The sequence below is a fragment of the Streptomyces sp. NBC_01217 genome (assembly GCF_035994185.1).
In the GTDB taxonomy this organism is placed as follows: domain Bacteria; phylum Actinomycetota; class Actinomycetes; order Streptomycetales; family Streptomycetaceae; genus Streptomyces.
Genome location: NZ_CP108538.1, coordinates 2,810,779 through 2,832,606, shown reverse-complemented (window position 1 = coordinate 2,832,606; position 21,828 = coordinate 2,810,779). Strand labels below are relative to the sequence as shown.

The window sequence follows — 21,828 nt, the reverse complement described above, 5'->3', positions numbered from 1 at the left end:
ATGGGGTAGCCAGTGCTTCTGAAAACCTTCGGCTGGTCGTTCGCGATTACCGCGCTCGGCCTGGTCGCAGCGGTGTTCTACGGGGGGTGGGAAGCCTTCGGAGTGGTTGCGATCCTTTCCGTCCTGGAGATCTCGCTGTCCTTCGACAACGCGGTGGTCAACGCCGGAATCCTGAAGAAGATGAATGCCTTCTGGCAGAAGATCTTCCTCACGGTCGGTGTGCTCATCGCGGTCTTCGGTATGCGGCTGGTGTTCCCCGTCGTGATCGTGGCCGTCACCGCCAAGCTGGGCCCGATCGAAGCGGTCGATCTTTCGTTCAACCAGCCCGAGCGCTACCAGGAACTGGTCACGGACGCCCACCCGGCGATCGCCGCCTTCGGTGGCATGTTCCTGCTGATGATCTTCCTCGACTTCATTTTCGAGGAGCGTGACATTCAGTGGCTGCGCTGGATCGAGCGCCCGCTCTCCAAGCTCGGCAAGGTCGACATGCTGTCGGTCTGCATCGCGCTGATCGTGCTGCTGATCTCGGCCATGACCTTCGCGACCAACGCGCACCAGCACGGCGGCGGTCATGTGGACAAGGCGGAGACCGTCCTGCTCGCCGGGGTCGCGGGTCTGATCACGTATCTCGTCGTCGGCGGTCTCTCCGGCTTCTTCGAGAACAAGCTGGAGGAAGAGGAGGAGCGGGAGCACGAGGTCGAGGAGGAGGCCAAGAAGAGCGGCAAGAAGGTCTCCGCGGTCGTACTCGCGGGCAAGGCCGCGTTCTTCATGTTCCTCTACCTGGAAGTGCTGGACGCGTCCTTCTCGTTCGACGGTGTCATCGGCGCCTTCGCCATCACCAACAACATCGTGCTGATGGCCCTCGGCCTCGGTATCGGTGCCATGTACGTCCGTTCGCTCACGGTCTACCTGGTCCGGCAGGGCACCCTCGACGACTACGTCTACCTGGAGCACGGTGCCCACTACGCGATCGGCGCGCTGGCCGTCATTCTCCTCGTCACCATCCAGTACCAGATCAACGAGATCATCACCGGTCTCGTCGGCGTCGTGCTGATCGCCTGGTCCTTCTGGTCCTCGGTCCGGCGCAACCGTGCGCTGGAGGCCGAAGGCGGGGGCGGCGACGCGGGTTCCAAGGCAGAAGTCCCGTCCGGGGTGTGACCCGGTAGGGATTGAGGAACGCTTTCAGCGGGGCGGTCCGTACGGCGACGGTTCTCCGGGAACACCCGGACCCGGCCCTGCGGCCGCCCCGCAGTGATGTGTGCGGGGCCGGTGCACTACCGATACGTGTGGGGGTTGGGGATGGCGTTCTGGGACAGCCTGTGGCCGAGGCGGGAGGCGCAGTTCGAGTCGGGCAACGCGTCGACCAACTCCATCGTGCTCTCCAGGCGGCACGCCACGGTCTCACTGACCAAGCAGGGTGCGCTGACCGGCAATCTGCGGGTCAACCTCTCCTGGCGGATGCGCACCTCCGACATCGAGGGCAGGTCGCGGCAGAGCGGCCGGCTGCTGCGGCCCCTGAAGCTCTTCCAGCCCGATGTGGTCCAGGCGCACACCCAGGGCGTGGTCAACGTCGACCTGGACCTGGGCTGCATGTACGAGCTGAAGGACGGCACCAAGGGCGTGGTCCAGCCGCTGGGCAACCTCATCGGCGATCTGAACGGGCCGCCGTACATCCGGCTCAGCGGGGACGACCGCTTCGGGGCGCCCTCGGGCGAGACCGTCTATGTCAACCTCGACCAGCGCGACCAGATCAAACGGCTGCTGTTCTTCGTCTACATCTACGACCAGACGCCTGCCTTCGACCGTACGCACGCCAAGGTGACGCTCTACCCGGGCAACGGTCCGCGGATCGAGATCGAACTCGACGAACGGGCCCCGCAGGCCCGCTCCTGCGCCGTGTTCACGGTGGAGAACATCAAGGACGAGCTGATCGTGCGGCGCGAGGTGAAGTTCGTGTACGGATTCCAGTCGGAGCTGGACCGGCTGTACGGCTGGGGCATGCAGTGGGGACGGGGCTACAAGACCCGGACCTGAGCGACGCCGGAGCGGGTGCGGTGCGTCCGTCCCCGCCGGGAGCGCGTCAGGACCGTACGAACTGCGGTCCCTGCGGTGGCAGCACGAAATTCGGGTCGGGGGCGGGCGCCGCGGCCGCGGCGGGCTGCGGATAGCCGTAGGCGGGCTGAGCGGCGGCGGCGGGCTGGGCGGCGGGCTGCGGATACCCGTACGCGGGCTGGGAAACGGACTGCGGAGCGTGCTGGGCCACCGCGGGCTGCGGGTAGCCGTAGGCGGGCTGCTGGACCGTGGCCTGCGAGTCGTGAGCCGGCGCGGGCGGGAAGGCGGGCGCGGGCGGCGGGAAAGCGGGCGCGGTCACGGGCGAGAGGTCCGCTGCGGGTGAAGGAGCCGGATCGGGCTCCGCCGCGGCCTCCGCCTCGTCGACCGAGATGCCGAAGGCGGTCGCCAGGCCGACCAGACCGGTCGGATAGCCCTGTCCCACGGCCCGGAATTTCCAGCCATCGCCGCGCCGGTAGAGCTCGCCGCAGATGATCGCCGTCTCCTCGCCGGTCTCCGGCCGCACATCGAAGACGGCGAGCGGGTCCCCGCCCGCCGAGGCCGCGTCGTACAGCAGGATCCGCAGATCGCGCACCTGAGCGAATGCGGCTCCGTCGGAGGACGCCGCGACGACCACCTGGTCGACCGAGGGGTCGAGCGCGTTGAGGTCGGCCTCGATGGTGTCGGTGAGCCCCTCGGGGACACTGCGCTTGGGCAGCCGTCGTACCAGGCCGGAGGGGTGGCGGGGCTGGTTGTAGAAGACGAAGTCCTCGTCCGAGCGCACGCGGCCACTCGCTCCGAGCAGCAGGGCCGAGGCGTCCACATCCGGAACCCCGGCGCCCGGGGTCCAGCGCAGCACGGCCCTTACGGCCATGGCGTCCAGAGGGACGTTCGAGCCTTTCACCATCGCGTGCGTCATGCCCGTCATCCTGCCTGCTGGCTGCCCGTGCGGACAACGCGGGGGTCGCACCGGATATCTCGGCGACGCGTCGGAATCAGGTCGTCCGCAGTACGTGGACCCGTCGGGAAATGGACGAGTTACCCGGAATTCATGCACGTAGGGAACTGTGGACACCCGTCCGTACGTACTATTACCGGCCATACGTTGTCCGGTCGGTCAGGCAGTTCGGGGGAATCACATGCGTCATTTCGGGCATATTGCGCCCGCTGCGAGAGAGGGTCTGTTCTTCCAGGAGCCGCGCGAATTCAGCGCGGACTCGCCGGCCCGCATGCTTTCGGCCGCCCTGGGAGCGACCCTCTACAGTCCTGCCACCAGGCCGAGACTTGCTGACGACGTGATCAAGCAGGCCGGGCGCGGTGTCGTCTCGATGGTGCTGTGCCTGGAGGATTCGATCGATGACTCCGAGGTCGTGGTCGCGGAGGAGAACCTGGTCAGACAGTTCGCCGACCTCGATGCGCGCGGCGCCGAGGTGCCCCTGCTCTTCATCCGGGTGCGGGAACCGGAGCAGATCGTCGACCTGGTGCACCGGCTCGGCGGCACCGTCCGATTGTTGTCCGGTTTTGTACTTCCCAAGTTCACCGAAGAGCGCGGCGTGCTCTTCCTGGAAGCGCTCACCAACGCCGAAAAGGCGAGCGGCCGGCGCCTGTTCGCGATGCCAGTTCTCGAATCCCCCGAGCTGCTGCATCTGGAAACCCGCCGCGAAGCCCTCCAGGGAATCGCCCGCACCGTCAACAAGTACCGCGACCGGGTGCTCGCACTGCGGCTCGGTGTCACCGACTTCTGCTCGGCGTACGGGCTCCGCAGGGCGCCCGACATGACCGCGTACGACGTACAGATCGTCGGCGCTGTCATCGCCGACGTGGTCAATGTGCTGGGCCGGGCGGACGGCACGGGCTTCACGATCACCGGGCCGGTGTGGGAGTACTTCAGGCTCCAGGAGCGCATGTTCAAACCGCAGCTGCGCCGCAGCCCCTTCCTGGAGGGCCGGGCCGAGGAACTGCGTACGGCACTGATCGAGCACGACCTGGACGGCCTGCTGCGCGAGATCGAACTCGACCGGGCCAACGGCCTGCTCGGCAAGACCTGTATCCATCCCTCACACGTCGCGCCCGTGCATGCGCTGTCCGTGGTCAGCCACGAGGAGTTCAGCGACGCACAGGACATCCTGCGGCCGGAGCGCGGCGGCGGTGGCGTGCTGCGGTCCGCGTACACGAACAAGATGAACGAAGTGAAGCCGCACCGCGCCTGGGCCGAGCGGACCCTTCAGCGGGCCGAGGTCTTCGGAGTGGCGAGAGAAGACGTCGGCTTCGTGGAACTGCTGGCGGCGGGCCTCGCGGAATGAGCGGGCCCCGCGGACCGCGCGCGTCGCGTGGAACGAGTGCGCCTCGCGGAACGAGCGTGTCCCGATGAGCGGGCGCGCGGCAAGGAAAGAGACGGCGAACGTGGTGTGGTCGGGCAGCTGGGTGGCGGAGCGACTGGGCGTCGAGCTCGTCGGCGACGGAAGGCCCGACGGCGACAGAGAGCTGAAGGAGCTGCTGGGCCTCGCCCTGCGCCGCAACCCCAAGCGGGCCCACCTGCTCGTGTCGAACGTGCTCGGCAAGCACGTGCCGCAGAAGCCCTCCGTGGTGTACGGCGCCGGATTCGAGCTCGGCCGCCGGGTGCATGAGCTCCTCGGCGACGCCGAGGCGCGCCGGGCGGTCGTGCTCGGTTACGCGGAGACGGCCACCGGTCTCGGCCACGCGGTCGCCGACGGGCTCGGCGTGGCGCCGTACCTCCATTCGACACGCCGCCCCGTCGAGGGCGTGGCACAGGCGGGCGGCTTCGAGGAGTCGCACTCGCACGCCACCTCGCACCTGCTCCTCCCGGAGGACCCGAACCTGCTGGCCGGCGGGCGCGAGGCCATGGACGGCGAGCGGGGCGGCACCGCCGTGGACGGTGTTCCCTCCGACGCGCCGCTGGTGCTGGTGGACGACGAGTTCTCCACGGGCAACACCGTGCTCAACACGATCCGCGCGCTGCACGAGCAGTACCCCCGCAGCCGGTACGTCATCGTCGCCCTGGTGGACATGCGGTCACCGGCCGACCACGGCCGGCTGAGCGAGTTCGCCGCGGAGATCGGCGCGCGCGTCGACCTGGTGGCGAGGAGTTCGGGCACGGTCACGCTCCCGGAGGGCGTTCTGGAGAAGGGCCAGGCCCTGGTCGCCGCCCACGAAGGGGCCGGCTCCGCCACCCCGCGAGCGGCCGTCGGGACAGGGCGCCGCCCGTGTACCCGGGTGGACCTCCAGTGGCCCGACGGCGTGCCCGACGGGGGACGGCACGGCTTCACCCCCGCCCACCGGGCCGCCCTGGAACCCGCCCTTCCGGCCATGGCCGCCCGCATCGCCGCGTCACTGGGCGCTGCCCGCCGCGTACTGGTCCTCGGCTTCGAGGAGCTGATGTACGCCCCCCTCCGCCTGGGCATGGCCCTGGAGGACCACACCGACGCCGAGGTGCGCTACTCGACGACCACGCGCTCCCCCGTCCTCGCCGTGGACGACCCCGGCTACGCGATCCGCAGCCGACTGGTCTTCCCGGCCCACGACAACCCGGCCGACGGACCCGGCGACCGGTATGCGTACAACGTCGCGGGGGCCGGTTTCGACGCCGTGGTCGTCGCCGTCGACTCCACCGCCGACACCCCTGAACTCCACGCCCCCGACGGCCTGTTGGCGCAGCTCGCCGCGCACACCGACCACGTCCTGCTCGCGGTCGTCCCGTCGTACGTCCCCTCTTGCGCCCCGGCGGATGTCCCGGCGGATGTCCCGTGGGGCGTATCCCCGTACGCCTCCGAGCACGCCTCCCCGTACACCTCCGAACGGCAGGAGCCCCCCATGCTGCCCGAGCCCCTCCGCGGACCCGCCTTCTCCTCCTATGCGCCGGACGACGTCGGCTGGCTGCTCCAGGACCTCTCGGACACCGAACTTGAGGCGCCCACCGAGGAGCGCGAGGAGGCGATACAGAGCGGTGGCGCGCACTACGCCGAGTCGCTGCCCGTCGAGTACCAGCCGTCCGCCCAGTACCAGAACCTGTTCAAGGCGGCGCTGGACCTGTCGGCCGCCCGCGTCGCGCGCGCCGTCGGCACCGTCACGGAGACGGTCCTCGCCGAGCGCACCCCTCGTCCCGTACTGGTCTCGCTGGCCAGGGCCGGCACCCCCGTCGGCGTGCTCATGCGCCACTGGGCCCGGCAGCGGCACGGAATCGATCTGCCGCACTACGCCATCTCCATCGTGCGGGGCCGCGGCATCGACGCCAACGCCCTGCGCTGGCTGGCCGCCCACCACGATCCGGCGGACATCGTCTTCGTCGACGGCTGGACCGGCAAGGGTGCGATCACACGTGAACTGTCCGAGGCGCTCGCCGGGTTCGACGGCTTCAACCCGGAGATCGCGGTCCTGGCGGACCCGGGCGGCTGCGTCCGCACCTACGGCACCCGCGAGGACTTCCTCATTCCGTCCGCCTGCCTCAACTCCACCGTGTCCGGGCTGATCTCACGTACCGTCCTGCGCTCCGACCTGGTCGGCCCCGACGACTACCACGGCGCGAAGTTCTACCGGGAGCTCGCGGACGCCGATGTGTCCGGCCACTTCCTCGACACCGTCGCAGACCGCTTCGACGAGGTCGTCGACGCCGTGGACGCCGAGGTCAAGGAGCTCCTCGCGGCCGACCGCGCGCCCACCTGGGAGGGCTGGGCCGCTGTGGAGCGCATCAGCGAGGAGTACGGCATCCACGACGTGAACCTGGTCAAGCCGGGCGTCGGCGAGACGACCCGCGTACTGCTGCGCCGCGTCCCGTGGAAGATCCTCGCCAAGCGCGGCGCGGGCGCGGACCTCGAACACATCCGCCTGCTGGCGGAGCAGCGCGGCGTACCGGTCGAGGAGGTCGATGAACTCCCGTACACCTGCGTCGGGTTGATCCACCCGAAGTACACCAGGGGCGCGACGGGCGCGGACGGCAAGGCGGTGGAGTCGAAGTGACCACCCCGATTGCCGCGACGGCTCCGGAGACCGCTTCGGCCACCGCGGCTGCCCCGGTCACCGAGACCGCTTCGGCCACCCCTGCGACGCTGGTCGCCAGTGACCTGGACCGCACCCTGATCTACTCGACGGCCGCGCTCCAGCTCTCCATGCCGGACGCCGAGGCCCCACGGCTGCTCTGCGTAGAGGTGTACGGCCACAAGCCTCTCTCCTATCTGACCGAGACGGCCGCGAACCTGCTCGACGAACTCGCCAGGACCACGGTCTTCGTCCCGACGACCACCCGCACCCGCGAGCAGTACGGGCGCATCCGGCTCCCCGGCCCCGCACCCCGGTTCGCGATCTGCGCCAACGGGGGACACCTCCTCGTCGACGGCGAATCCGACCCGGACTGGCAGAAGCAGGTGTCCCGCAGGGTCGCCGACGAATGCGCCTCGCTCGCCGAGGTCCGCGCCCATCTCCTGGCCGCGTCCGACCCCGCATGGCTGCTCAAGGAACGGGTCGCCGAGGATCTCTTCGCCTATCTCGTCGTCGAACGTCAGCTGCTGCCCGAGGGCTGGGTCAAGGAACTGGGGGAGTGGGCGGAGCCCCGGGGCTGGACGGTCTCCCTCCAGGGCCGCAAGATCTACGCCGTGCCGGCCCCGCTCACCAAGAGCGCCGCCATGACCGAGGTCGCCCGGCGCACCGGCGCCACGCGCACCCTCGCCGCCGGTGACAGCCTCCTCGACGCCGACCTGCTCCTCGCGGCCGACCGCGCCTGGCGCCCGGCCCACGGCGAACTCGCCGACACCGGCTGGAGCGCCCCGCACGTCAGCGTGACGGGCGCATACGGTGTGGCCGCGGGCGAGGAGATCCTGCGGCACTTCCTCCGGGTCTCGGGCCAGGAGGGACCGACGAGGAGCATGTGATGGCCAAGGGCAACGAAACCAAGATCACGGACGAGCTGTACGCGTACATGCCGGCGCACAACCCACCGCTCGACGCGGTGCAGCGCGAGCTCGTCGAGACCACGTACGCCAGACTGCCCGAGCACGCGGGCATGCAGTCCGCCGAGGAACAGGGACCGCTGCTCGCCTTCCTCGTCCGGCTGACCGGGGCCCGGCACATCGTGGAGGTCGGTACGTTCACCGGCTTCTCCGCCCTGTCGATGGCGCAGGCACTGCCCGCCGGCGGCCGGCTGATCGCCTGCGACATCTCGGAGGAGTGGACCGCCTACGGCCGCGAGGCGTGGGAGAAGGCGGGAGTCGCCGACCGGATCGAACTCCGTATCGCCCCCGCGCTCGACACGCTGAGGGCGATGCCGGCCGAACCGCACATCGACCTCGCCTACCTGGACGCGGACAAGGGCGGCTACATCGCGTACTGGGAGGAACTGGTGCCCCGGATGCGGCAGGGCGGTCTCGTCGTCACGGACAACGTGCTCTTCCACGGCAGGGTGACCGACCCGCGGGCGACGGGCGGAGCGGCGGCGATCAAGGAGTTCAACGACCATGTGGCCGCCGATCCGCGGATGGACAGCGTGCTGCTCACCGTCTCGGACGGCCTGACGCTGTCCCGTAAGCGGTAGAAGCGGCCGGCGCCGGCAGTCCGGCAGCGGCGCGACTCGTGCCGGGCTCCCTCAGCCGCAGCAGCCACCCCCGCAGCAGCCGCCCCCACCCCCACCCCCGCCTCCGGCCGACGGGGCGGCGGGCGCGGACCTGGCCGACGACCCGCCCACGGCCACGGTGGAGAGAAGCTTCACGGTGTCGGCGTGCCCGGCGGGGCAGGAGGCCGGGTCCGAGGACTGAGCCATCGGGCGGCTGAGTTCGAACGTGTCTCCGCAGGAGCGGCAGCGGTACTCGTAACGAGGCATGGCCCCAGGCTATCCGGCACTATCCGGCACCGCCCCGAGGACGGCTAGGGACGGCGTACGACGGGCATCGGCGTCGTCGCCTTCCGCCCCATCCGCATCTCCTGCGCGGCCTCCTCGGGATGGCGGGCCCGCCAGTACGGGTTGTCGTGCGGAAGGCCGCCGCTGACCCGCCCGTACATCCCGAAGACCATCAGCATCAGGCCGACCACGAAGCTGAACAGCACGTTCTGGAGGCGGAAGGCGAGGAAGTTGAAGTCGGTCTCCAGCAGCGCGAGATTGACGAAGCCGCTGAGGATGAAGGCGATGCCCAGAATCATGTTGAGCGTCGAGGCGAAGTTGCCGCCGATCACCATCCCGATGAACAGGAGCAGGCCGACGCAGATGGACAGGACGCTGAGGGCGCCGTTGGTGTTGAGGCCCGCGACGGTGGCTCCGCCGGTGTTGAAGAACCCGATCTTGTCGATCAGCCCCAGGATTCCGAAGGCGAGCAGCACCAGCCCCATCAGCCCCGCACCGACCCGGTAGACGCGGTTGAGTCTGTAGTCGACCGGCAGGTGCTTGTCGAGCCGGGTGGATCTGTGGCGGCGGCGTGGAGTATGTCGTCCGGTGGTGTGCAGTACATGGGTGGCCATGTCGGTCTCCTTCGGGCGTACTACCAGGATCCGCCCACGGAGTTGCCGCCGCACATCAGGCCGCGCGTCACCCGCTGCTGCCGCTACCCGCAACCACTGCCGCTGCCCGCTATCGCTACCCGCTACCGCTGCCGGCCCCGCGCTCCTCACGGATCTCGGAGACCACCCGCGCGGCTGTCCGCCGTACCGCTTCGGTCTCGGTCAGGAAGTGCCAGTAGTCGGGGTGGCGCCCCTCCAGACCGGCGACGGCGCGCTCCAGCCGGGCCACGGCATCGTCCAGCGGACGGGCGTGACGCGGTTCGGGAGTGTTGCGTCCGGCCATGGCCAGGCGCTGGGCGTCCCGGATCGCGAAGCGGGTCCGCTGGATCTCCTGCTGCGGGTCCTTGGCCACGTCGTTCAGCCGGTGCAGCCGGTCACCGGCCGCGGACACCGCCTCGTCCGTGGCGTTCAGCAGGGCGCGCACCGTGCTCAGCCGGGAGGTCGCATCGGCCCACCGCTGCTCGTCGCGCGCCTCGGCGGCTTCCTTCAGCTTCTCCTCGGCCCGCCGTACGTTGACCGCCGCCTGCTCCGGCACGGGCTGGAGATCCTGCCAGCACGCGGCCGAGAACCGCCGCCGCAGCTCGCTCAACACCGGCTCCACGGAGCCTGCCCGGGTCGTCAACGCCTGGGCGCGGGTGCGCAGCGACACCAGCCGGTGGTCGATCTCGGCGGCCCGCTCGGGCAGCTGGGACGCCTCGGCCCGTACCGCCTCGGCATCGCGCAGCACCCGGTCGGCGCGCTGCAGGGTCTCCGCAACGCCGTGCCGGCCTGCGCCCTGGTTGAGCTTGGTCAGCTCGGGAGCGAGGGCGGCCAGACGCGCGGCGAGATCGTCCGCTCGCAGGCCGGACGCCCGCACCGCATCGAGAGCATTGCTCGCACCGAGGAGCGCCTGGCGCGCCCGCTCCACGGCGGGTGCGAGCCGGGCGAGCTGCGTCTCCGCACTGCCCAGCAACGGCCCGAGACCCTGCGCGAACCGGTCCAGCTCGCCCTTGACCCGTACCAGCTCGTCCTTGGCGGTGGTCAGCTCGGTCCTGGCACGGGCGGCGACCGCGGGCTCCAGACCGTCCCGGTCCAGATCGTGTGCGTCGACCGCGGTGATGTACGTATGACTGGCCTCGTCGATCCGCCGCCCGAGAGCGGCGAAGTCGTCCACGGCCTTCCGCGCACCGGGCGAGCTGTCCACCGCGGTGATCGTCTCGATCGAGATCCGCAGATCGCGCTGAGCCGTGTCCAGCTCGTAGAAGGCGGCAGCGGCGGCGTCCTTCGCGGCCTGAGCGTCGGCGCGCTGGCTCTCCCCGCGTCCGCCGAACCAGCGCCGCGTACCGCCACCGGCGAACGCGGCAGGCAGCGCGGCAGCGAGCAGCGGCACAGGCAGCAGCATCAGCACGAGGACATCCTTGACGCCCCTGACGGCGGAACTCCCACCCGCTCTCGCCTGCGGCCGCGCGTGTGTCGCCGTCACATCCCTCTCCCGTGCCGTTTCGCCCTGCCCGGTACATTCTCCCACCAGGTAAGGACGAACACACGGGCCGGTTAGTTCGCGCTTCGGACCGTGATTTGTCCGTTGTCGCTCCGGGCCTTCACCACATGGCTGCTGTCGTCGCTGCGCGGGACGTCCACCGAGACGCGTCCGTTGTCCGCACCGGCGTCCACCGCATACTTCGTGGAACCGCCCGGCAGATCGATGGTGATCCCCCCGTTGTCACTCCTGCTGTCCACGAGATCGGGCACGGAGCTGAACCCGAGCCGCACCCCGCCGTTGTCGGACTGGACCGACACGGACTTGGCCGAGATGCGTTCGGCGACGATGCCCCCGTTGTCGCTCTCCAGCTCAAGGGGCCCACTGGAGTCCCGGACGGTCACCTTGCCGTTGTCGGCGCGCAGCGTAAGAGGAGCGCCGAACCCGGACGCGACGACCTTCCCGTTGTCCCCCTCGACGACCACCGCCACCCCGCGCGGCACCTTCACCCGGTGCTGCGAGGCACAGTTGCTGATCAGCGCGCTGCACTTCACCTGGAGCGTGAGCGTGTCGTCCTGCATCCTCCACCGCGGATCGGGCCCGCTCCCGAGAACGACCCACCCGTCCACATGGCGGGTCACCTCGACCCTCCGCACATCGGCCGGTACGAGCTCCAGAGACGTATTGCCGGACCGGATGGTCAGCGTCTTCCCGCTCAACGCGAACGACTTGCGCTCGGCGGGCGCGTCCCCCGGATCCGTACTGCCGCAGCCGACAAGGCCAAGACCGATGAGCAGGACCCCACCGGACGCGATGAGAGTGCGGGTACGGAATGCCACGATGATCTTTCCCCCAGCTCGCACGCCGGACGGCCCCGACGCTGTCGCCCTCACGGTACGTAAGCAGCCCGCCCACCAGAATCCGGACGGCTACCGTATGAGGGGTAGGGATATCCCCCGAACAACACCACAGCGCCCCCGCACCTCAGGCCGCCCCCACCACCCCTGCCGCCCCTGCGGCCCGTGCTCACTGCGGTGCCCGACTCCGTTTGTGACCGTGGGCCGTAGTCCATGTACGCTGTTGCCTCATCCACGGGTGCGTAGCTCAGGGGTAGAGCGCTGCTCTTACAAAGCAGATGTCGGCGGTTCGAAACCGTCCGCGCCCACCAGTAGGTAGCACGACAAAGGCCCAGGTCACCGGCATCGAACCGGGAGCCTGGGCCTTGATCGTTCCTCCGCGATTCCGGCGGGGGAGTGGCGTCGTGCCATTCACGTGCCAGATGCCTCCTCCGGACCCTCCTCGGCGGGCTCGGCCGGGCGGACCTTTTTGATCTGCTCGTCGACGTGAGCGGCGATCGCGTGGTCCCGCCCGTTGACCAGGTGCTGATAGATCAGCGCGGCCGGCCTCTGCTGATCGTGGCCGGGCTGGCAGTGTTGGCGACCAACCCGGCCCTGTTGGCCACGTTCAAGGTCACCAACCATTGGGCGGTTGGCTTCGCCTCCCGGCTCTGCCCTCCCAGGACAGCCATACAAAGCACCAGCGTCTGTCGGCCAGCCTGCAAGAGTGCTCAGGCGACCGTGTTGAGCGTGTGGTTGAAGCCATGCTCGACAGCGAGCCGCTTCCCACTTGGGAACGCAATCAATTCCAGGACGTGCTGTGGAGCTGACGCCCCGGACCGTGGCCCGGCGCCACGGTCCGTACCGGCGGCGCAGTGCTCAGGTGGTCAGCGGGCCGGTTCACCGTGCCCCGGGCCTGCGCGAGTTTGGTGGCCCACAGCTGGTCGACACGCGAGCGCTCGGTGGCGTTCGGGTAGCGGTTGATGCAGGACGGGCCGGGGCCGCCGCCCGACATCAGCTCACTGCACGGCCCGCTGTAGTCGTCCGGCAGGCCCAGCACGTGCCCGGTCTCGTGGGTGACGACGCGAACCGAGTCGTTCTGCTTGTTCTGGGCGTAGTCAAGGAAGACGTAGCCGCTTCCGCGGCCGTTGGTGTAGGCGTAGGAACCGCTCGGGTCGTTGCCCTCGCGGTAGGAGAAGTCGGCACCGCTCGAAGCCTCCTGGAGCTTGACGTTGGACTCGGAGCTGTTCCAGATCGAGGCCGCGCTCGATATCTGCGAACGGAAGCTCGGTGCCTGGGAGGCGTTGTAGTAGATGGTCACCGCCTGCGCGTTGGGCTGGGCGGCGCGCTTCTCGGCGACCGACTTGAGCACAGCCTCGAAGAACGCCTTGTTGTTCGCGGCCTCCCCAACCGACCCGTCGTACCGCGCCACGGAGGTACCGGCGGAAGCGGACGGGGTGGCGGCCGTGTGAGCGCTCGCCGGCACCGCCGCGCCCAGCGCGCTGGAGGCCAGCCCCAGGCCGAGAGCGAGGGCGAGGAGTCTCGCGGACGTTCGGGACGACTTCATGTGGGGGCTCCTACTCACTCGATGACGCCAAGCGCCCGGTGCGCGGTCGACTCTGCGTGCACTCCGGTTCCGAACTGCAGCGACGTCCTGTGGGTTCGTCATTCTTAGAACGGCTCGACAGGGAGCGCAAAGGGTCCCGTCACTACGTCGCCTCGTAGGTCCCAGGACCTCGCCAGGGCAGTGCGCGGGTCTCCAGTTCGCACATGGCGGCGGGAGGGAAAGCTGTCGCGACGTCAGAAGCCTTACACCACGGGGCAGCGAGCGTGCGGGCCGGCCGGGCGGAATTGCGGGACGTGCGGCGAGATCCGCATTCAGGCCAAATAGGACAAAACATCAGATGTCGTCCACTATGTGTCTACTAAGTACGCCGGTCGGTTGCCGGAGCGCTGTGACCGACGTCATAAGATATGGGCTTCCGTTTCTTTCGCGCTCCACCGGCCCCGAGTCGCCTCCCCAGGGAGTCACCCTCGGCGTTTGGGCGGCATCCCTCACCGCTGAGCCGCCGCCGCTCAGCCCTGATCAGGATGGAAGCCCGGCCCGCCGTGCAGCCCGGTGAGCGGCGTGGGCGAGAGGTCGGCCGGTTCCTCGCCCGCCTCCAGCAGCGTGTACGTCGCACCCAGTGGCTTCGGGACTATGCGGGTCGGGCTGTCGTCCGAAAGCCGCTGGCCGCCGGGTTGCTGCGTATGCGTCCCACTACCTTGATGCCGCTGACCCGCACGTACCCGGCAACACAACTGGGTGAACTGTGGTCTGCGGCGTAACTCCGGCCTGGCGAGGCCCGTCTCGTACGGCATGGGAGACATCAACGCTGTGCTCATGTTGGAGCCTGGGCTGGCGGTGGTGGAGATTGGTGAGGGAGATGCAGCGACGCCGCACGCGATCGGCGCCCGCCGCCGGTCGATGGGCATCGACCGGCGTCCCGGTCGACCACGAGGCGGCGGGCGGCAGTTTGGGTGTCGGGGCAGTCGGTGCACTCCTGGGTGCCCAAGTACGAATCCCGGGCCCCGACTTACTGAACCGTTCCGGGTTCGGTAGAGATCTCAGATATTGGTTGTGACCTGGGGTTTCGTGGTTGCGAGGTAGTGGTTTTTCTCGTATTCGACGGGCGGGACGTGGCCTATTTCACCGTGGAGTCGTCGGTGGTTGTACCAGTCGACGTACTCGGCGGTGGCGAGTTCGACATCGGGCAGTGTCTTCCAGGGCCGTCGGGGCTTGATCAGCTCGGTCTTGAAAAGTCCGATCGTGCTCTCCATCAGGGCATTGACGCTCCTATAGTTGTCAACTCGCGGCGGCGGTCGTTCGTGGGGCGGGTCGGATCAGGTGGTAGACCTCGCGGATGACGTAGCGCTTGAGGCAGCGGATGATCTCGCGTTTCGTCTTGCCTTCGGCGGTGCGGCGGGCGACGTAGTCGATGGTGGGCTGGTGGAATCGCATGCGGACGATGACGGTGCGGTAGATCGCGGCGTTGAGCTGTCGGTGGCCGCCGTGGTTGATGCGGTGCCTGCCGCTGGTCATGCCGGAGCCGGTCGGCACGGGCGCGATGCCGGCGAGCTTGGCGAGGGCGGCTTCGGACTTGATGCGTTCGGGGTTGTCGCCGGTCACGACGAGGATCTCGGCAGCAGTATCGACGCCGATGCCGAAGGGTTCAAGCAGCTGTGGGGCCGCGCGGTGGACCAGATCGGCGATCATTTTCGTCAGGTCCTTGGCCTCGGCGTCGAGGTACTGCCACCGTTTGGCCAGTGTGCGCAGGGCATGACGCAGTGCGTCCTCGGGGCCCTCCAGCTGGCGCGGGCGCAAGGCCGCCAGGTGGCGGGCCAGGGCGATCTGCGTTTTCCCCGCGGTCTCGTTGCGCAGGGGATCGGGAGCGTGGACAAGCATCGCTTTCATGGTGACCATCGCCGCTGTGCGCTGTCCGACGGCCTGGTCGTGGGCGATCTTGAGCTGCCGGATCATCTCGGCTTCGCCGTCTGCGCTCTTGGGGGTGGCCGTCGCGAACCCGGCCAGGACGGCTCGGGCGGCGTTCTCGGCGTCCAGGGTGTCGGACTTTCCGTTCATCCGTCGCAGTCGCCGGTCCGGGCGGCCGGCCTCGACCACCTTGTGCCCGGCCCGTCGAAGGAACGAGGCCAGGGTGGCGCCGTAGGAGCCGGTGCCCTCGATTCCGAAGGCCAGAATCCTGCCGTATGAGCCTGCCCAGTCCAGGAGTTGCTGGAATCCACCGGTGTCGGTGGGAATCGTCAAGGTAGCCAGGATCCCGCCGATGGTGTCCATCACGGCTGCGACGTGCACGTGCTTGTGAGTGTCGACGCCGATCACGACGTGCCCGGACCTGTGCTGCTCGTTGGAGGTCACCGCGTTCCTTCCGGCCGGTAGCGTGGGTGCACGCTGTCGCCGGCCGGACGGACAGGACTGTCACGGGGACGCTTTGACGAGTTGGCTCCAGGCTCCTATGAGGTCACGTCCGTCCGGCGGCAGCGCTTGCTGCGTGCCCGGCCGGACGGTCGACAGATCAACGCCAGGACACCCGCGGGGTCGGTCGTAAGCAAGAGTCAGACCGTCGCGGCCGGGACTACCCGATCCTTGCGGGATCCGGTACGAAGAGAATGACAGTCGTAGGCGTCGCCGACCGATCCGATAGAGGCGGCGATGTCCGCAGTATCCAGATGCTCGGCGAGCCGGAAACTCGTGTACTGCGACCCGGCATCCGAGTGATGTATCAACTCGCCTGCTTGGAACGGGTGTTGATCGCGGTCACGCTGCCACAGCGCCATCTCGAGGGCGTCCAGCACGAACACCGTTTCCTTCACGGTGGCCGCGGACCAGCCGACGATGCGGCGGGAGAAGGTGTCCACGACGAAGGCGACGTAGACGACACCGGCCCAGGTCTTCACGTGGGTGAAGTCAGCGACCCAGCAGCGGTTCGGGGCGAGCGCGACGAAGTCGCGGTCCAGCAGGTCCGGGGCCCGCCCGGCCTGCCCGCCGGGCAGCGTGGTGATCACGCGTGTGCCACGGACCGCTCCGGCGATGTCCATCTCGCGCATCAGGCGTTCGACGGTGCAGCGGGCGACCTGATGGTCTTGCCGGTTCAGTGCACGCCAGATCTTCCGCGCCCCGTATACACGGTAGTTGGCCTCGAAGACCTCACGGATCAATTCCTTGAGTTCCGCGTCGCGCACGGTCCGGGCTGAGGGTGCGGCCTGACGTTTGTGGTGGGCATAGTAGGTGGAGGGGGCGATCTTGCATTCGTGCTCGGTGAGTACGCGGCAGATCGGCTCGACTCCGCCGAAGCGGCCCTTGTGCTCGTCGATGAAGGCTACGAGCGTGTGTGTGGCCGGTCGAGCTCGGCGATGCTTCTATGTCAAGCCACCTGCGGCAGTTCCTGGATGATCTGCTGGTCGTCATGGGCAGCCTCGTCTGCCAGCAGAGCCCGGAAGACCCGGTCGGAGATGCGGCGCCGCAGCAGTCGCAGAGCCTCTTTCACGGTCTTTCCCGCGGCGAGCTGCTTGGCGTAGTACGCAGCGCCGGGCCCGTCTTGACGGACTTGGGTGACGGCAGCCATGTGCAGGGCGTTGTTGATGGTGCGGTTGCCTCCCCGATTGAGGCGGACGCGAACCGTGTTGGAGGACCAGACGGGTATCGGGGCGGTGCCGTTGAACCGGGCGAAAGCGTCCTTGGACTTGAAGCGAGTGGCCCCGGCCGTCTCTCCGAGGATCATCGCCGCCGACAGGGCCCCGCATCCGGGCACCGCCAGCAGATTCGGAGCCAGTTCGCGAACCAGATGCCGTAGCTGGGCCTCCATCGCGTTGATGCGCAGGGTCAGGCGCCGACAATCCTGGACCAGATCCAACGCGATCTCCGCCACGACTCCGCGTCGGGCGACGAGGCCCGCTTCCAAGCTGTCCAGGACGCACAGGCGCTTCAGACCGCGCGAAGGAACGACCAGCTCGGGGTCGATCTCGTGCAGGAACCAACGCAGCTTGTTGGCGATGGCGGTGCGCTGCCGGACCAGAGTGCGTCGGTGATCGGAGCGCAACTTGACCTCGCGGGTCGGGCCGTCCAACTCGGCCTTGGGCAGATCGGGCTCTCGCAGAGCGACTCGAGCCACCGCTTCAGCGTCGATCGGATCAGACTTGCCACGCTCGCGGGCCGAGCGCCGCGCGCCGGCCATCAGTCGCGTGTGCACGCGCACCACCGCGTACCCCGACACCAGTAGGTCCGCCTCGAAACGTCGGGTCAGATGCCGGCAGTCCTCGATAGCGAGTAGGACCTGCTCAAACTGTCCCAGCCAGACGCAGACCTGCCGGCGGCCCCTGGCGGTGGCGTCCACGGTCAGCTGCGTCAGGCGCCTTCCGACCTGGTCCACCGCGACCAGGGTGCGAGTCTTCTTGTGGGAGTCGATACCGACCACGATCACGGGATGCCTCCAACGGGAGTCGGACGAGGTGTCGTCGTTCTCCGCGGGGGCACGCCTCAATCGGGCGAACAGCACGCTTCTATCAGGCCACATCGCGAAGAACGGACACGCCGACGGGGCGGCACATCGCCGAAAAGCCCTCAACTGGCGGGGCAGCAAAGAAAAGAGCCAGCCCCATCGGCATCTGTCACTGTCGCACCGTCACCGGGTCGACGTCTCCAACGATGGCATTGAAGCGAAGAAAGACGCCGCAGCCTTCAGGATCTCGTTCGCCCGCTTCAGCTCGGCGATCTCCTTTTTCATCGCTTTGATCTGCGCGGAATCCTCCGTCGTGGTGCCTGGACGGGCGCCGGCGTCGATCTGGTCCTGGCGGACCCACTTGCGCAGCGTCTCGGTTGTGCCGATACCCAGTTTCTGGGCGACCGCTTTCATCGCGGCCCACTCGGTGTCGTACTCCGGCCGCACCTCGGCGACCATCCGCACCGCACGACGGCGCAGCTCAAGCGGGTACTGGGAAGAACGTGCCATGACTCGATCCTCTCAAATGATCGAGTCCCTACCGAACCCGGAACGGTTCAGTTCGAAGCGGTCCGCGTCCACCGAGGGCGCATAGCAGGGGAGAGTCTGTTTCCGACTATCCAGCTGATCACGGCTGGTGGGTCTCCTCGCTCTCGGAGCCCACGAGGAATCCACATTCAGCCTCACTCAGCAGGAAGTTGCTGAGCGCGCCTGTATCGACCGGGCCACGTGCAATACGAAAGCGCCCCCTCCCGCACGGTACGGAAGGGGATGCAGTGACCAATTTCGATGCTGCCCCGTCGCACACGGCTGATGAAACGGAGGGGGCCGACGGTCCATCGGAAAGACCCCCATACCGTATGGGGCTAAACCGTCCTATCAGTTCATCTATCCGTTACGGAACGACGAGCGAGAACGCCAGGTCTTCCCACTTGTTCGGCATTCCCGTGATTACGTGAATGGTGTCCTTCCGCCCTCCGCACTCGGGGTGCGGCCAGAACGAGATACGAATTCCGTACTCGAAGGAAACGTACTGAAGGGTGGCCACCGGGGTGAGCCTGGTGAGATCCAGGTCCTTGTCCTCCAGTTCGACGCAGTAGCGTCCAGTGGCCGGCTTCGTGACGTTCGCGATCCCCTTGGCCCTGTTGATGCTGCCGTCCGCGTTGATCACCGCAGCGGCCTGCGCATACGGAGCCGTCACCTTGGCGGGGGTCGGCGCGGCAGCTGAGGCGGTGCCCGCCCACGTAACGCCTGCGACGAGACTCACGGCGGCGCTCGACCACACAGCCGTGCGAACCTTCTTGTTCTTGAGCAAGGGTGTCCCCTTTTTTGTCAACCTTCCTGAACTCTTCGAGGAAGGTGTGAATCGGGGGAATAATTTCAGGGATTTTGAGTTCCTTGTGATGCAGAAAGGGTTATGCGTGTGCACTTGATGAGAGTGTTCACTCTTGCATTGGAGATTCTTGATACGGGTTTTCGAAAGGAATACGAAAGCGCCCCCTGCGTCGGCCGAAGCCAGGCAAGGGGCGACGCTCATGAGCGTCGGCGGTCAACGGTCAACGGTCAGCAGGGAGGTCGTGGACGACCGGACTCTGCGCATGGTCCGGGACAGTTGGTGAATCGTGGCGGCTGGGGGCTGTACCTGGCGGGGTACGTCTGCCCATCCGCTCCGCCGTGGCCGTGTGCGTACCGTCCTTCCCTGCGGAGCCGGCAGAACCAGCCGGGTCGGGGCCGCCCTTCGGCCCGGGACGATGGGGTCGGTACCGGCCTTACCGGATGTACGGGACGGGTGGCGTAGAGCCGCTTGGGCCCGGTTCACAAGACCTCAAGGTGTCGGGAGAGGCACTGATACATCAGCTCTTGCAAAGCAGATGTCGGCGGTTCGAAACCGTCCGCGCCCACCAGTACAAAGGCCCCCAACCGATCAGCAGGTGCGGTTACTCACGGCCGGGACGCCGCTTCAGCATGCGGTCCAGATGGCTCACGGCTTCGCGCTGGGTGTCCTGGACGACGTGTAGTGGTGACGTCGGGTATTGGAACTGTCCGAATGCCTCCGGGCTGAGGGGGCGCCCGAGGCGGTTCTGTTCCGGCCCGGGGGCGGCTGTGGTAGGCAGGGCCGGTGATCAGCCGACTTCCTCTCGACGAGCAACTTGAGTCCCTGCGCGCGGTGCTGGCGCGTAACGACGTGCTGATGGAGGTGCTGGCGCGGACTGCGGCGTTGGATCTGCCTGGGTGGTATGTGACGGCGGGATGCCTGTTTCAGACCGTGTGGAACGTGGTCACGGACAGGCCGCCGACCAGCGGTATCAAGGACTACGACGTCTTCTACTTCGACGCCGACGATCTGTCCTGGGAAGCGGAGGATGCCGTGATCAGGACCGGGCGGGAGGTCTTCGGCGATCTGCCTGCGGAGGTTGAGATCCGGAACGAGGCGCGGGTTCACCTCTGGTACGAGGACAAGTTCAAAGTGGTGTGTCCGCCGTATGAATCCACCGAGGCGGCGATCGACAGCTTCGCCGCGACGACGTGCTGCCTGGGAGTGCGTCTGGAGACCGACGGCCGGTGGCGCGTGTATGCGCCGTACGGGCTCTCGGACGTGTTCAACCTCGTCGTTCGTCCGAACCCGGTGCTCGCACCCCGGTCGGTCTATGAGACCAAGGCGGCGCGGTGGCGTCAGCAGTGGCCCGAGCTGGCGGTTTTGGAGTGGCCTTCCGGGAGCGTCATGTCGGCCTCGCCCGTCGGCTGATCTCGAAGGCGTAGGTGGTCCGGTCGCCCGCGGAGAGCCGTTGCCAGGCGACAGCGACGTTGGTGTGGATACTCAGGGCGCGGGCGAGGATCGCGGCGGGGATCTCGGTGGCGAGCTGGAAGAGCGCGGCGCTGCGGGCCTGGCGAGGTGGTCTTCGGGCTTGAGGGTGTTGTTGTGCAGGAGCCGGCATGCGGTGTTCCAGCGATGCTTGTCGTCGAGCGGCTGAGCGGGGCCGTTCCAGCGGACGGCGGGGACCTCGTACTCACGGGATAGCTCTCGCCCCATATGTGACAGCCTTCGTGCGGGCGTGACGGCGAGCTCGTCCTGGATGCTCGGCAGCGCGATGTGCACGGACGAGTCGTCCAGCGCCCGCAGTAGCTGGGCCGGTGCGATCACCGGTGGCGAGACCATCTCACCTCAGGCTTGCGCCAGTTCCTTGATGCCGGGGACTCCGTGTATCGCGGGCGTATCGAAAATCGCATACACCACCGCAACGGCCCTCCGTCTCCAATGGGGGCATGAACCACAACGCATCCCTGTCGGCACCGCCCCGCCGCACGCGCAGGGTCGTGCTCCTCGGCCTGGCGATCCTCGGTGTGGCAAGCGCCGCGTTCGTCGTGCGTGGGCCGCTCATGATGGCCGCTCCGAAGTGCATGGCCGGGCGGTGGCACGGCTGCTTCGACACGTTCAACGGTGTGGTGCTCATGACGTTGGTCGCGCTGCCGTTGGCCGCGCTGGTGGTGTGGGCGCCGGCGCGCCGTCGGAGTGCTGTCGGCGTCGCATCGGCGTGGCGGATGTCGCTGGCCGAGGTGGGCATGGTCCACGGGACGGTGCCGTTCCTATGGATGACCATGATGCCGGGCGCCGGGGCCGGCATCGTCCCCGCCCGGGTGAGCCTGGTACCGCTGCGGGACCTGGTCACGATGGGGCCGCTCGGAATCGTCGGCAACCTGCTGGTCTTTGCGGCGCTGGGGTTCTTCGCGCCGATGCGGTTCGCGGCGCTGGCGTCCGTACCGCGGATCCTCGCGCTCGGGGCGGGCTGCTCGGTCCTGGTTGAAACCGCACAGTACGTCCTGCGGCTGGACCGGGTGTCCTCCGTGGACGACGTACTGGTCAACGCCGCCGGCGCCGTGCTGGCCGCGCTGGCGTCGCGCCGCTGGTGGCGCACTACGGCACATGCGCCGTCGGATCGGCCTCGCCCCGCGCCGGCACCGGCATCGGCAGGCTGAGTCGCGTGTCCGGTGT

At 68.3% G+C, this 21,828-nt stretch carries 20 protein-coding genes, 1 tRNA gene and 3 pseudogenes; 9 read left to right on the top strand and 15 right to left on the bottom strand.

Annotation, left to right across the window (positions count from 1 at the left end; translation table 11 throughout):
• Nucleotides 1-12 precede the first annotated feature (12 nt).
• Both OG507_RS12380 and OG507_RS12375 read left to right on the top strand, forming a co-directional pair.
• The gene (locus OG507_RS12380; RefSeq protein ID WP_327367239.1) at nucleotides 13-1,158 is read left to right on the top strand and encodes a DUF475 domain-containing protein; all 1,146 of its coding nucleotides are present in this window, start codon (nucleotides 13-15) and stop codon (nucleotides 1,156-1,158) included.
• A gap of 141 nt (nucleotides 1,159-1,299) precedes the next feature.
• Nucleotides 1,300-2,034, top strand: a complete 735-nt coding sequence (locus OG507_RS12375) for a TerD family protein (RefSeq protein WP_327367238.1) — start codon at nucleotides 1,300-1,302, stop codon at nucleotides 2,032-2,034.
• Nucleotides 2,035-2,080: 46 nt separating this feature from the next.
• Here the strand turns inward: OG507_RS12375 and OG507_RS12370 are convergent, their stop codons facing one another.
• On the bottom strand, nucleotides 2,081-2,968 hold the full coding sequence (locus OG507_RS12370; protein WP_327367237.1) for a TerD family protein: 888 nt from the start codon (nucleotides 2,966-2,968) through the stop codon (nucleotides 2,081-2,083).
• Between the two features lie 220 nt (nucleotides 2,969-3,188).
• Between OG507_RS12370 and OG507_RS12365 the strand changes: the two genes are divergently transcribed.
• The 4 genes from OG507_RS12365 (at nucleotide 3,189) to OG507_RS12350 (ending at nucleotide 8,590) form a co-directional block, all read left to right on the top strand.
• Entirely contained in the window at nucleotides 3,189-4,352 is a 1,164-nt protein-coding gene (locus OG507_RS12365; RefSeq protein WP_327367236.1) for an HpcH/HpaI aldolase/citrate lyase family protein, read from the top strand.
• A gap of 64 nt (nucleotides 4,353-4,416) precedes the next feature.
• The gene (locus OG507_RS12360) at nucleotides 4,417-7,023 is read left to right on the top strand and encodes a phosphoribosyltransferase (protein ID WP_327367234.1); all 2,607 of its coding nucleotides are present in this window, start codon (nucleotides 4,417-4,419) and stop codon (nucleotides 7,021-7,023) included.
• Nucleotides 7,020-7,931 (top strand): HAD family hydrolase, encoded by a 912-nt coding sequence (locus tag OG507_RS12355; protein ID WP_327367233.1) that lies wholly within the window; start codon nucleotides 7,020-7,022, stop codon nucleotides 7,929-7,931. The genes OG507_RS12360 and OG507_RS12355 overlap by 4 nt, the downstream gene beginning before the upstream one ends.
• Complete coding sequence (locus OG507_RS12350) at nucleotides 7,931-8,590, top strand: O-methyltransferase (RefSeq protein ID WP_327367231.1); 660 nt, start codon at nucleotides 7,931-7,933, stop codon at nucleotides 8,588-8,590. Before OG507_RS12355 ends, OG507_RS12350 begins: the two co-directional genes overlap by 1 nt.
• A 51-nt stretch (nucleotides 8,591-8,641) precedes the next feature.
• On the opposite strand, the gene OG507_RS12345 is transcribed toward OG507_RS12350, so the two are convergent.
• From OG507_RS12345 to OG507_RS12330, 4 genes are all read right to left on the bottom strand, one after another.
• A complete protein-coding gene (locus OG507_RS12345) occupies nucleotides 8,642-8,875 on the bottom strand; it encodes an FmdB family zinc ribbon protein (protein ID WP_327367230.1) in 234 nt (77 codons plus the stop codon).
• Nucleotides 8,876-8,919: 44 nt separating this feature from the next.
• Nucleotides 8,920-9,507, bottom strand: a complete 588-nt coding sequence (locus OG507_RS12340) for a DUF4383 domain-containing protein (RefSeq protein ID WP_327367229.1) — start codon at nucleotides 9,505-9,507, stop codon at nucleotides 8,920-8,922.
• 115 nt (nucleotides 9,508-9,622) lie between these two features.
• The gene (locus OG507_RS12335; protein WP_327367228.1) at nucleotides 9,623-11,008 is read right to left on the bottom strand and encodes a hypothetical protein; all 1,386 of its coding nucleotides are present in this window, start codon (nucleotides 11,006-11,008) and stop codon (nucleotides 9,623-9,625) included.
• 71 nt (nucleotides 11,009-11,079) lie between these two features.
• On the bottom strand, nucleotides 11,080-11,844 hold the full coding sequence (locus OG507_RS12330) for a DUF4097 family beta strand repeat-containing protein (protein WP_327367227.1): 765 nt from the start codon (nucleotides 11,842-11,844) through the stop codon (nucleotides 11,080-11,082).
• 254 nt (nucleotides 11,845-12,098) lie between these two features.
• Between OG507_RS12330 and OG507_RS12325 the strand changes: the two genes are divergently transcribed.
• Nucleotides 12,099-12,173, top strand: a tRNA-Val gene (locus OG507_RS12325).
• Nucleotides 12,174-12,273: 100 nt separating this feature from the next.
• Here OG507_RS12325 and OG507_RS12320 read toward each other — a convergent pair.
• The 9 genes and pseudogenes from OG507_RS12320 to OG507_RS12275 all read right to left on the bottom strand — a co-directional run.
• Nucleotides 12,274-12,486, bottom strand: a complete 213-nt coding sequence (locus OG507_RS12320) for a hypothetical protein (RefSeq protein ID WP_327367226.1) — start codon at nucleotides 12,484-12,486, stop codon at nucleotides 12,274-12,276.
• Nucleotides 12,487-12,643: 157 nt separating this feature from the next.
• Nucleotides 12,644-13,408 carry a snapalysin gene (snpA, locus tag OG507_RS12315; RefSeq protein WP_442810968.1) on the bottom strand — a complete coding sequence of 255 codons (765 nt, stop codon included), beginning with the start codon at nucleotides 13,406-13,408 and terminating at the stop codon, nucleotides 12,644-12,646.
• 1,040 nt (nucleotides 13,409-14,448) lie between these two features.
• Nucleotides 14,449-14,661 (bottom strand): IS3 family transposase, encoded by a 213-nt coding sequence (locus OG507_RS12305; protein WP_442810967.1) that lies wholly within the window; start codon nucleotides 14,659-14,661, stop codon nucleotides 14,449-14,451.
• 25 nt (nucleotides 14,662-14,686) lie between these two features.
• Nucleotides 14,687-15,757, bottom strand: a complete 1,071-nt coding sequence (locus OG507_RS12300) for an IS110 family transposase (RefSeq protein WP_327367225.1) — start codon at nucleotides 15,755-15,757, stop codon at nucleotides 14,687-14,689.
• 197 nt (nucleotides 15,758-15,954) lie between these two features.
• Nucleotides 15,955-16,722 (bottom strand): annotated as a pseudogene (locus OG507_RS12295) (IS3 family transposase); the annotation flags it as partial.
• A gap of 41 nt (nucleotides 16,723-16,763) precedes the next feature.
• On the bottom strand, nucleotides 16,764-17,894 hold the full coding sequence (locus OG507_RS12290) for an IS110 family transposase (protein WP_327367224.1): 1,131 nt from the start codon (nucleotides 17,892-17,894) through the stop codon (nucleotides 16,764-16,766).
• Nucleotides 17,895-18,059: 165 nt separating this feature from the next.
• A pseudogene (locus tag OG507_RS12285) lies at nucleotides 18,060-18,347 on the bottom strand (transposase); the annotation flags it as partial.
• Nucleotides 18,348-18,732: 385 nt separating this feature from the next.
• Nucleotides 18,733-19,152, bottom strand: coding sequence for a hypothetical protein (locus OG507_RS12280; RefSeq protein WP_327367223.1), 420 nt, complete (start codon nucleotides 19,150-19,152; stop codon nucleotides 18,733-18,735).
• A 622-nt stretch (nucleotides 19,153-19,774) separates the two neighbouring features.
• A pseudogene (locus OG507_RS12275) lies at nucleotides 19,775-19,852 on the bottom strand (integrase); the annotation flags it as partial.
• Between the two features lie 104 nt (nucleotides 19,853-19,956).
• Between OG507_RS12275 and OG507_RS12270 the strand changes: the two are divergent.
• A complete protein-coding gene (locus tag OG507_RS12270; RefSeq protein WP_327367222.1) occupies nucleotides 19,957-20,583 on the top strand; it encodes a nucleotidyltransferase family protein in 627 nt (208 codons plus the stop codon).
• On the opposite strand, the gene OG507_RS12265 is transcribed toward OG507_RS12270, so the two are convergent.
• Complete coding sequence (locus OG507_RS12265) at nucleotides 20,558-20,773, bottom strand: hypothetical protein (RefSeq protein ID WP_327367221.1); 216 nt, start codon at nucleotides 20,771-20,773, stop codon at nucleotides 20,558-20,560. The two genes, OG507_RS12270 and OG507_RS12265, sit on opposite strands and share 26 nt — an antisense overlap.
• 328 nt (nucleotides 20,774-21,101) lie before the next feature.
• On the opposite strand from OG507_RS12265, the gene OG507_RS12260 reads away from it, so the two are divergent.
• On the top strand, nucleotides 21,102-21,812 hold the full coding sequence (locus OG507_RS12260) for a VanZ family protein (RefSeq protein WP_327367220.1): 711 nt from the start codon (nucleotides 21,102-21,104) through the stop codon (nucleotides 21,810-21,812).
• Nucleotides 21,813-21,828: the final 16 nt, after the last annotated feature.

Coding starts and splice junctions, on each gene's coding strand:
- OG507_RS12375 (WP_327367238.1), top strand. CDS start 1,300: ATGGCGTTCTGGGACAGCCTGTGGCCGAGGCGGGAGGCGCAGTTCGAG.
- OG507_RS12370 (WP_327367237.1), bottom strand. CDS start 2,968: ATGACGCACGCGATGGTGAAAGGCTCGAACGTCCCTCTGGACGCCATG.
- OG507_RS12365 (WP_327367236.1), top strand. CDS start 3,189: ATGCGTCATTTCGGGCATATTGCGCCCGCTGCGAGAGAGGGTCTGTTC.
- OG507_RS12360 (WP_327367234.1), top strand. CDS start 4,417: ATGAGCGGGCGCGCGGCAAGGAAAGAGACGGCGAACGTGGTGTGGTCG.
- OG507_RS12350 (WP_327367231.1), top strand. CDS start 7,931: ATGGCCAAGGGCAACGAAACCAAGATCACGGACGAGCTGTACGCGTAC.
- OG507_RS12345 (WP_327367230.1), bottom strand. CDS start 8,875: ATGCCTCGTTACGAGTACCGCTGCCGCTCCTGCGGAGACACGTTCGAA.
- OG507_RS12340 (WP_327367229.1), bottom strand. CDS start 9,507: ATGGCCACCCATGTACTGCACACCACCGGACGACATACTCCACGCCGC.
- OG507_RS12320 (WP_327367226.1), bottom strand. CDS start 12,486: ATGGTTGGTGACCTTGAACGTGGCCAACAGGGCCGGGTTGGTCGCCAA.
- snpA (WP_442810968.1), bottom strand. CDS start 13,408: ATGAAGTCGTCCCGAACGTCCGCGAGACTCCTCGCCCTCGCTCTCGGC.
- OG507_RS12305 (WP_442810967.1), bottom strand. CDS start 14,661: ATGGAGAGCACGATCGGACTTTTCAAGACCGAGCTGATCAAGCCCCGA.
- OG507_RS12265 (WP_327367221.1), bottom strand. CDS start 20,773: ATGCCGGCTCCTGCACAACAACACCCTCAAGCCCGAAGACCACCTCGC.
- OG507_RS12260 (WP_327367220.1), top strand. CDS start 21,102: ATGAACCACAACGCATCCCTGTCGGCACCGCCCCGCCGCACGCGCAGG.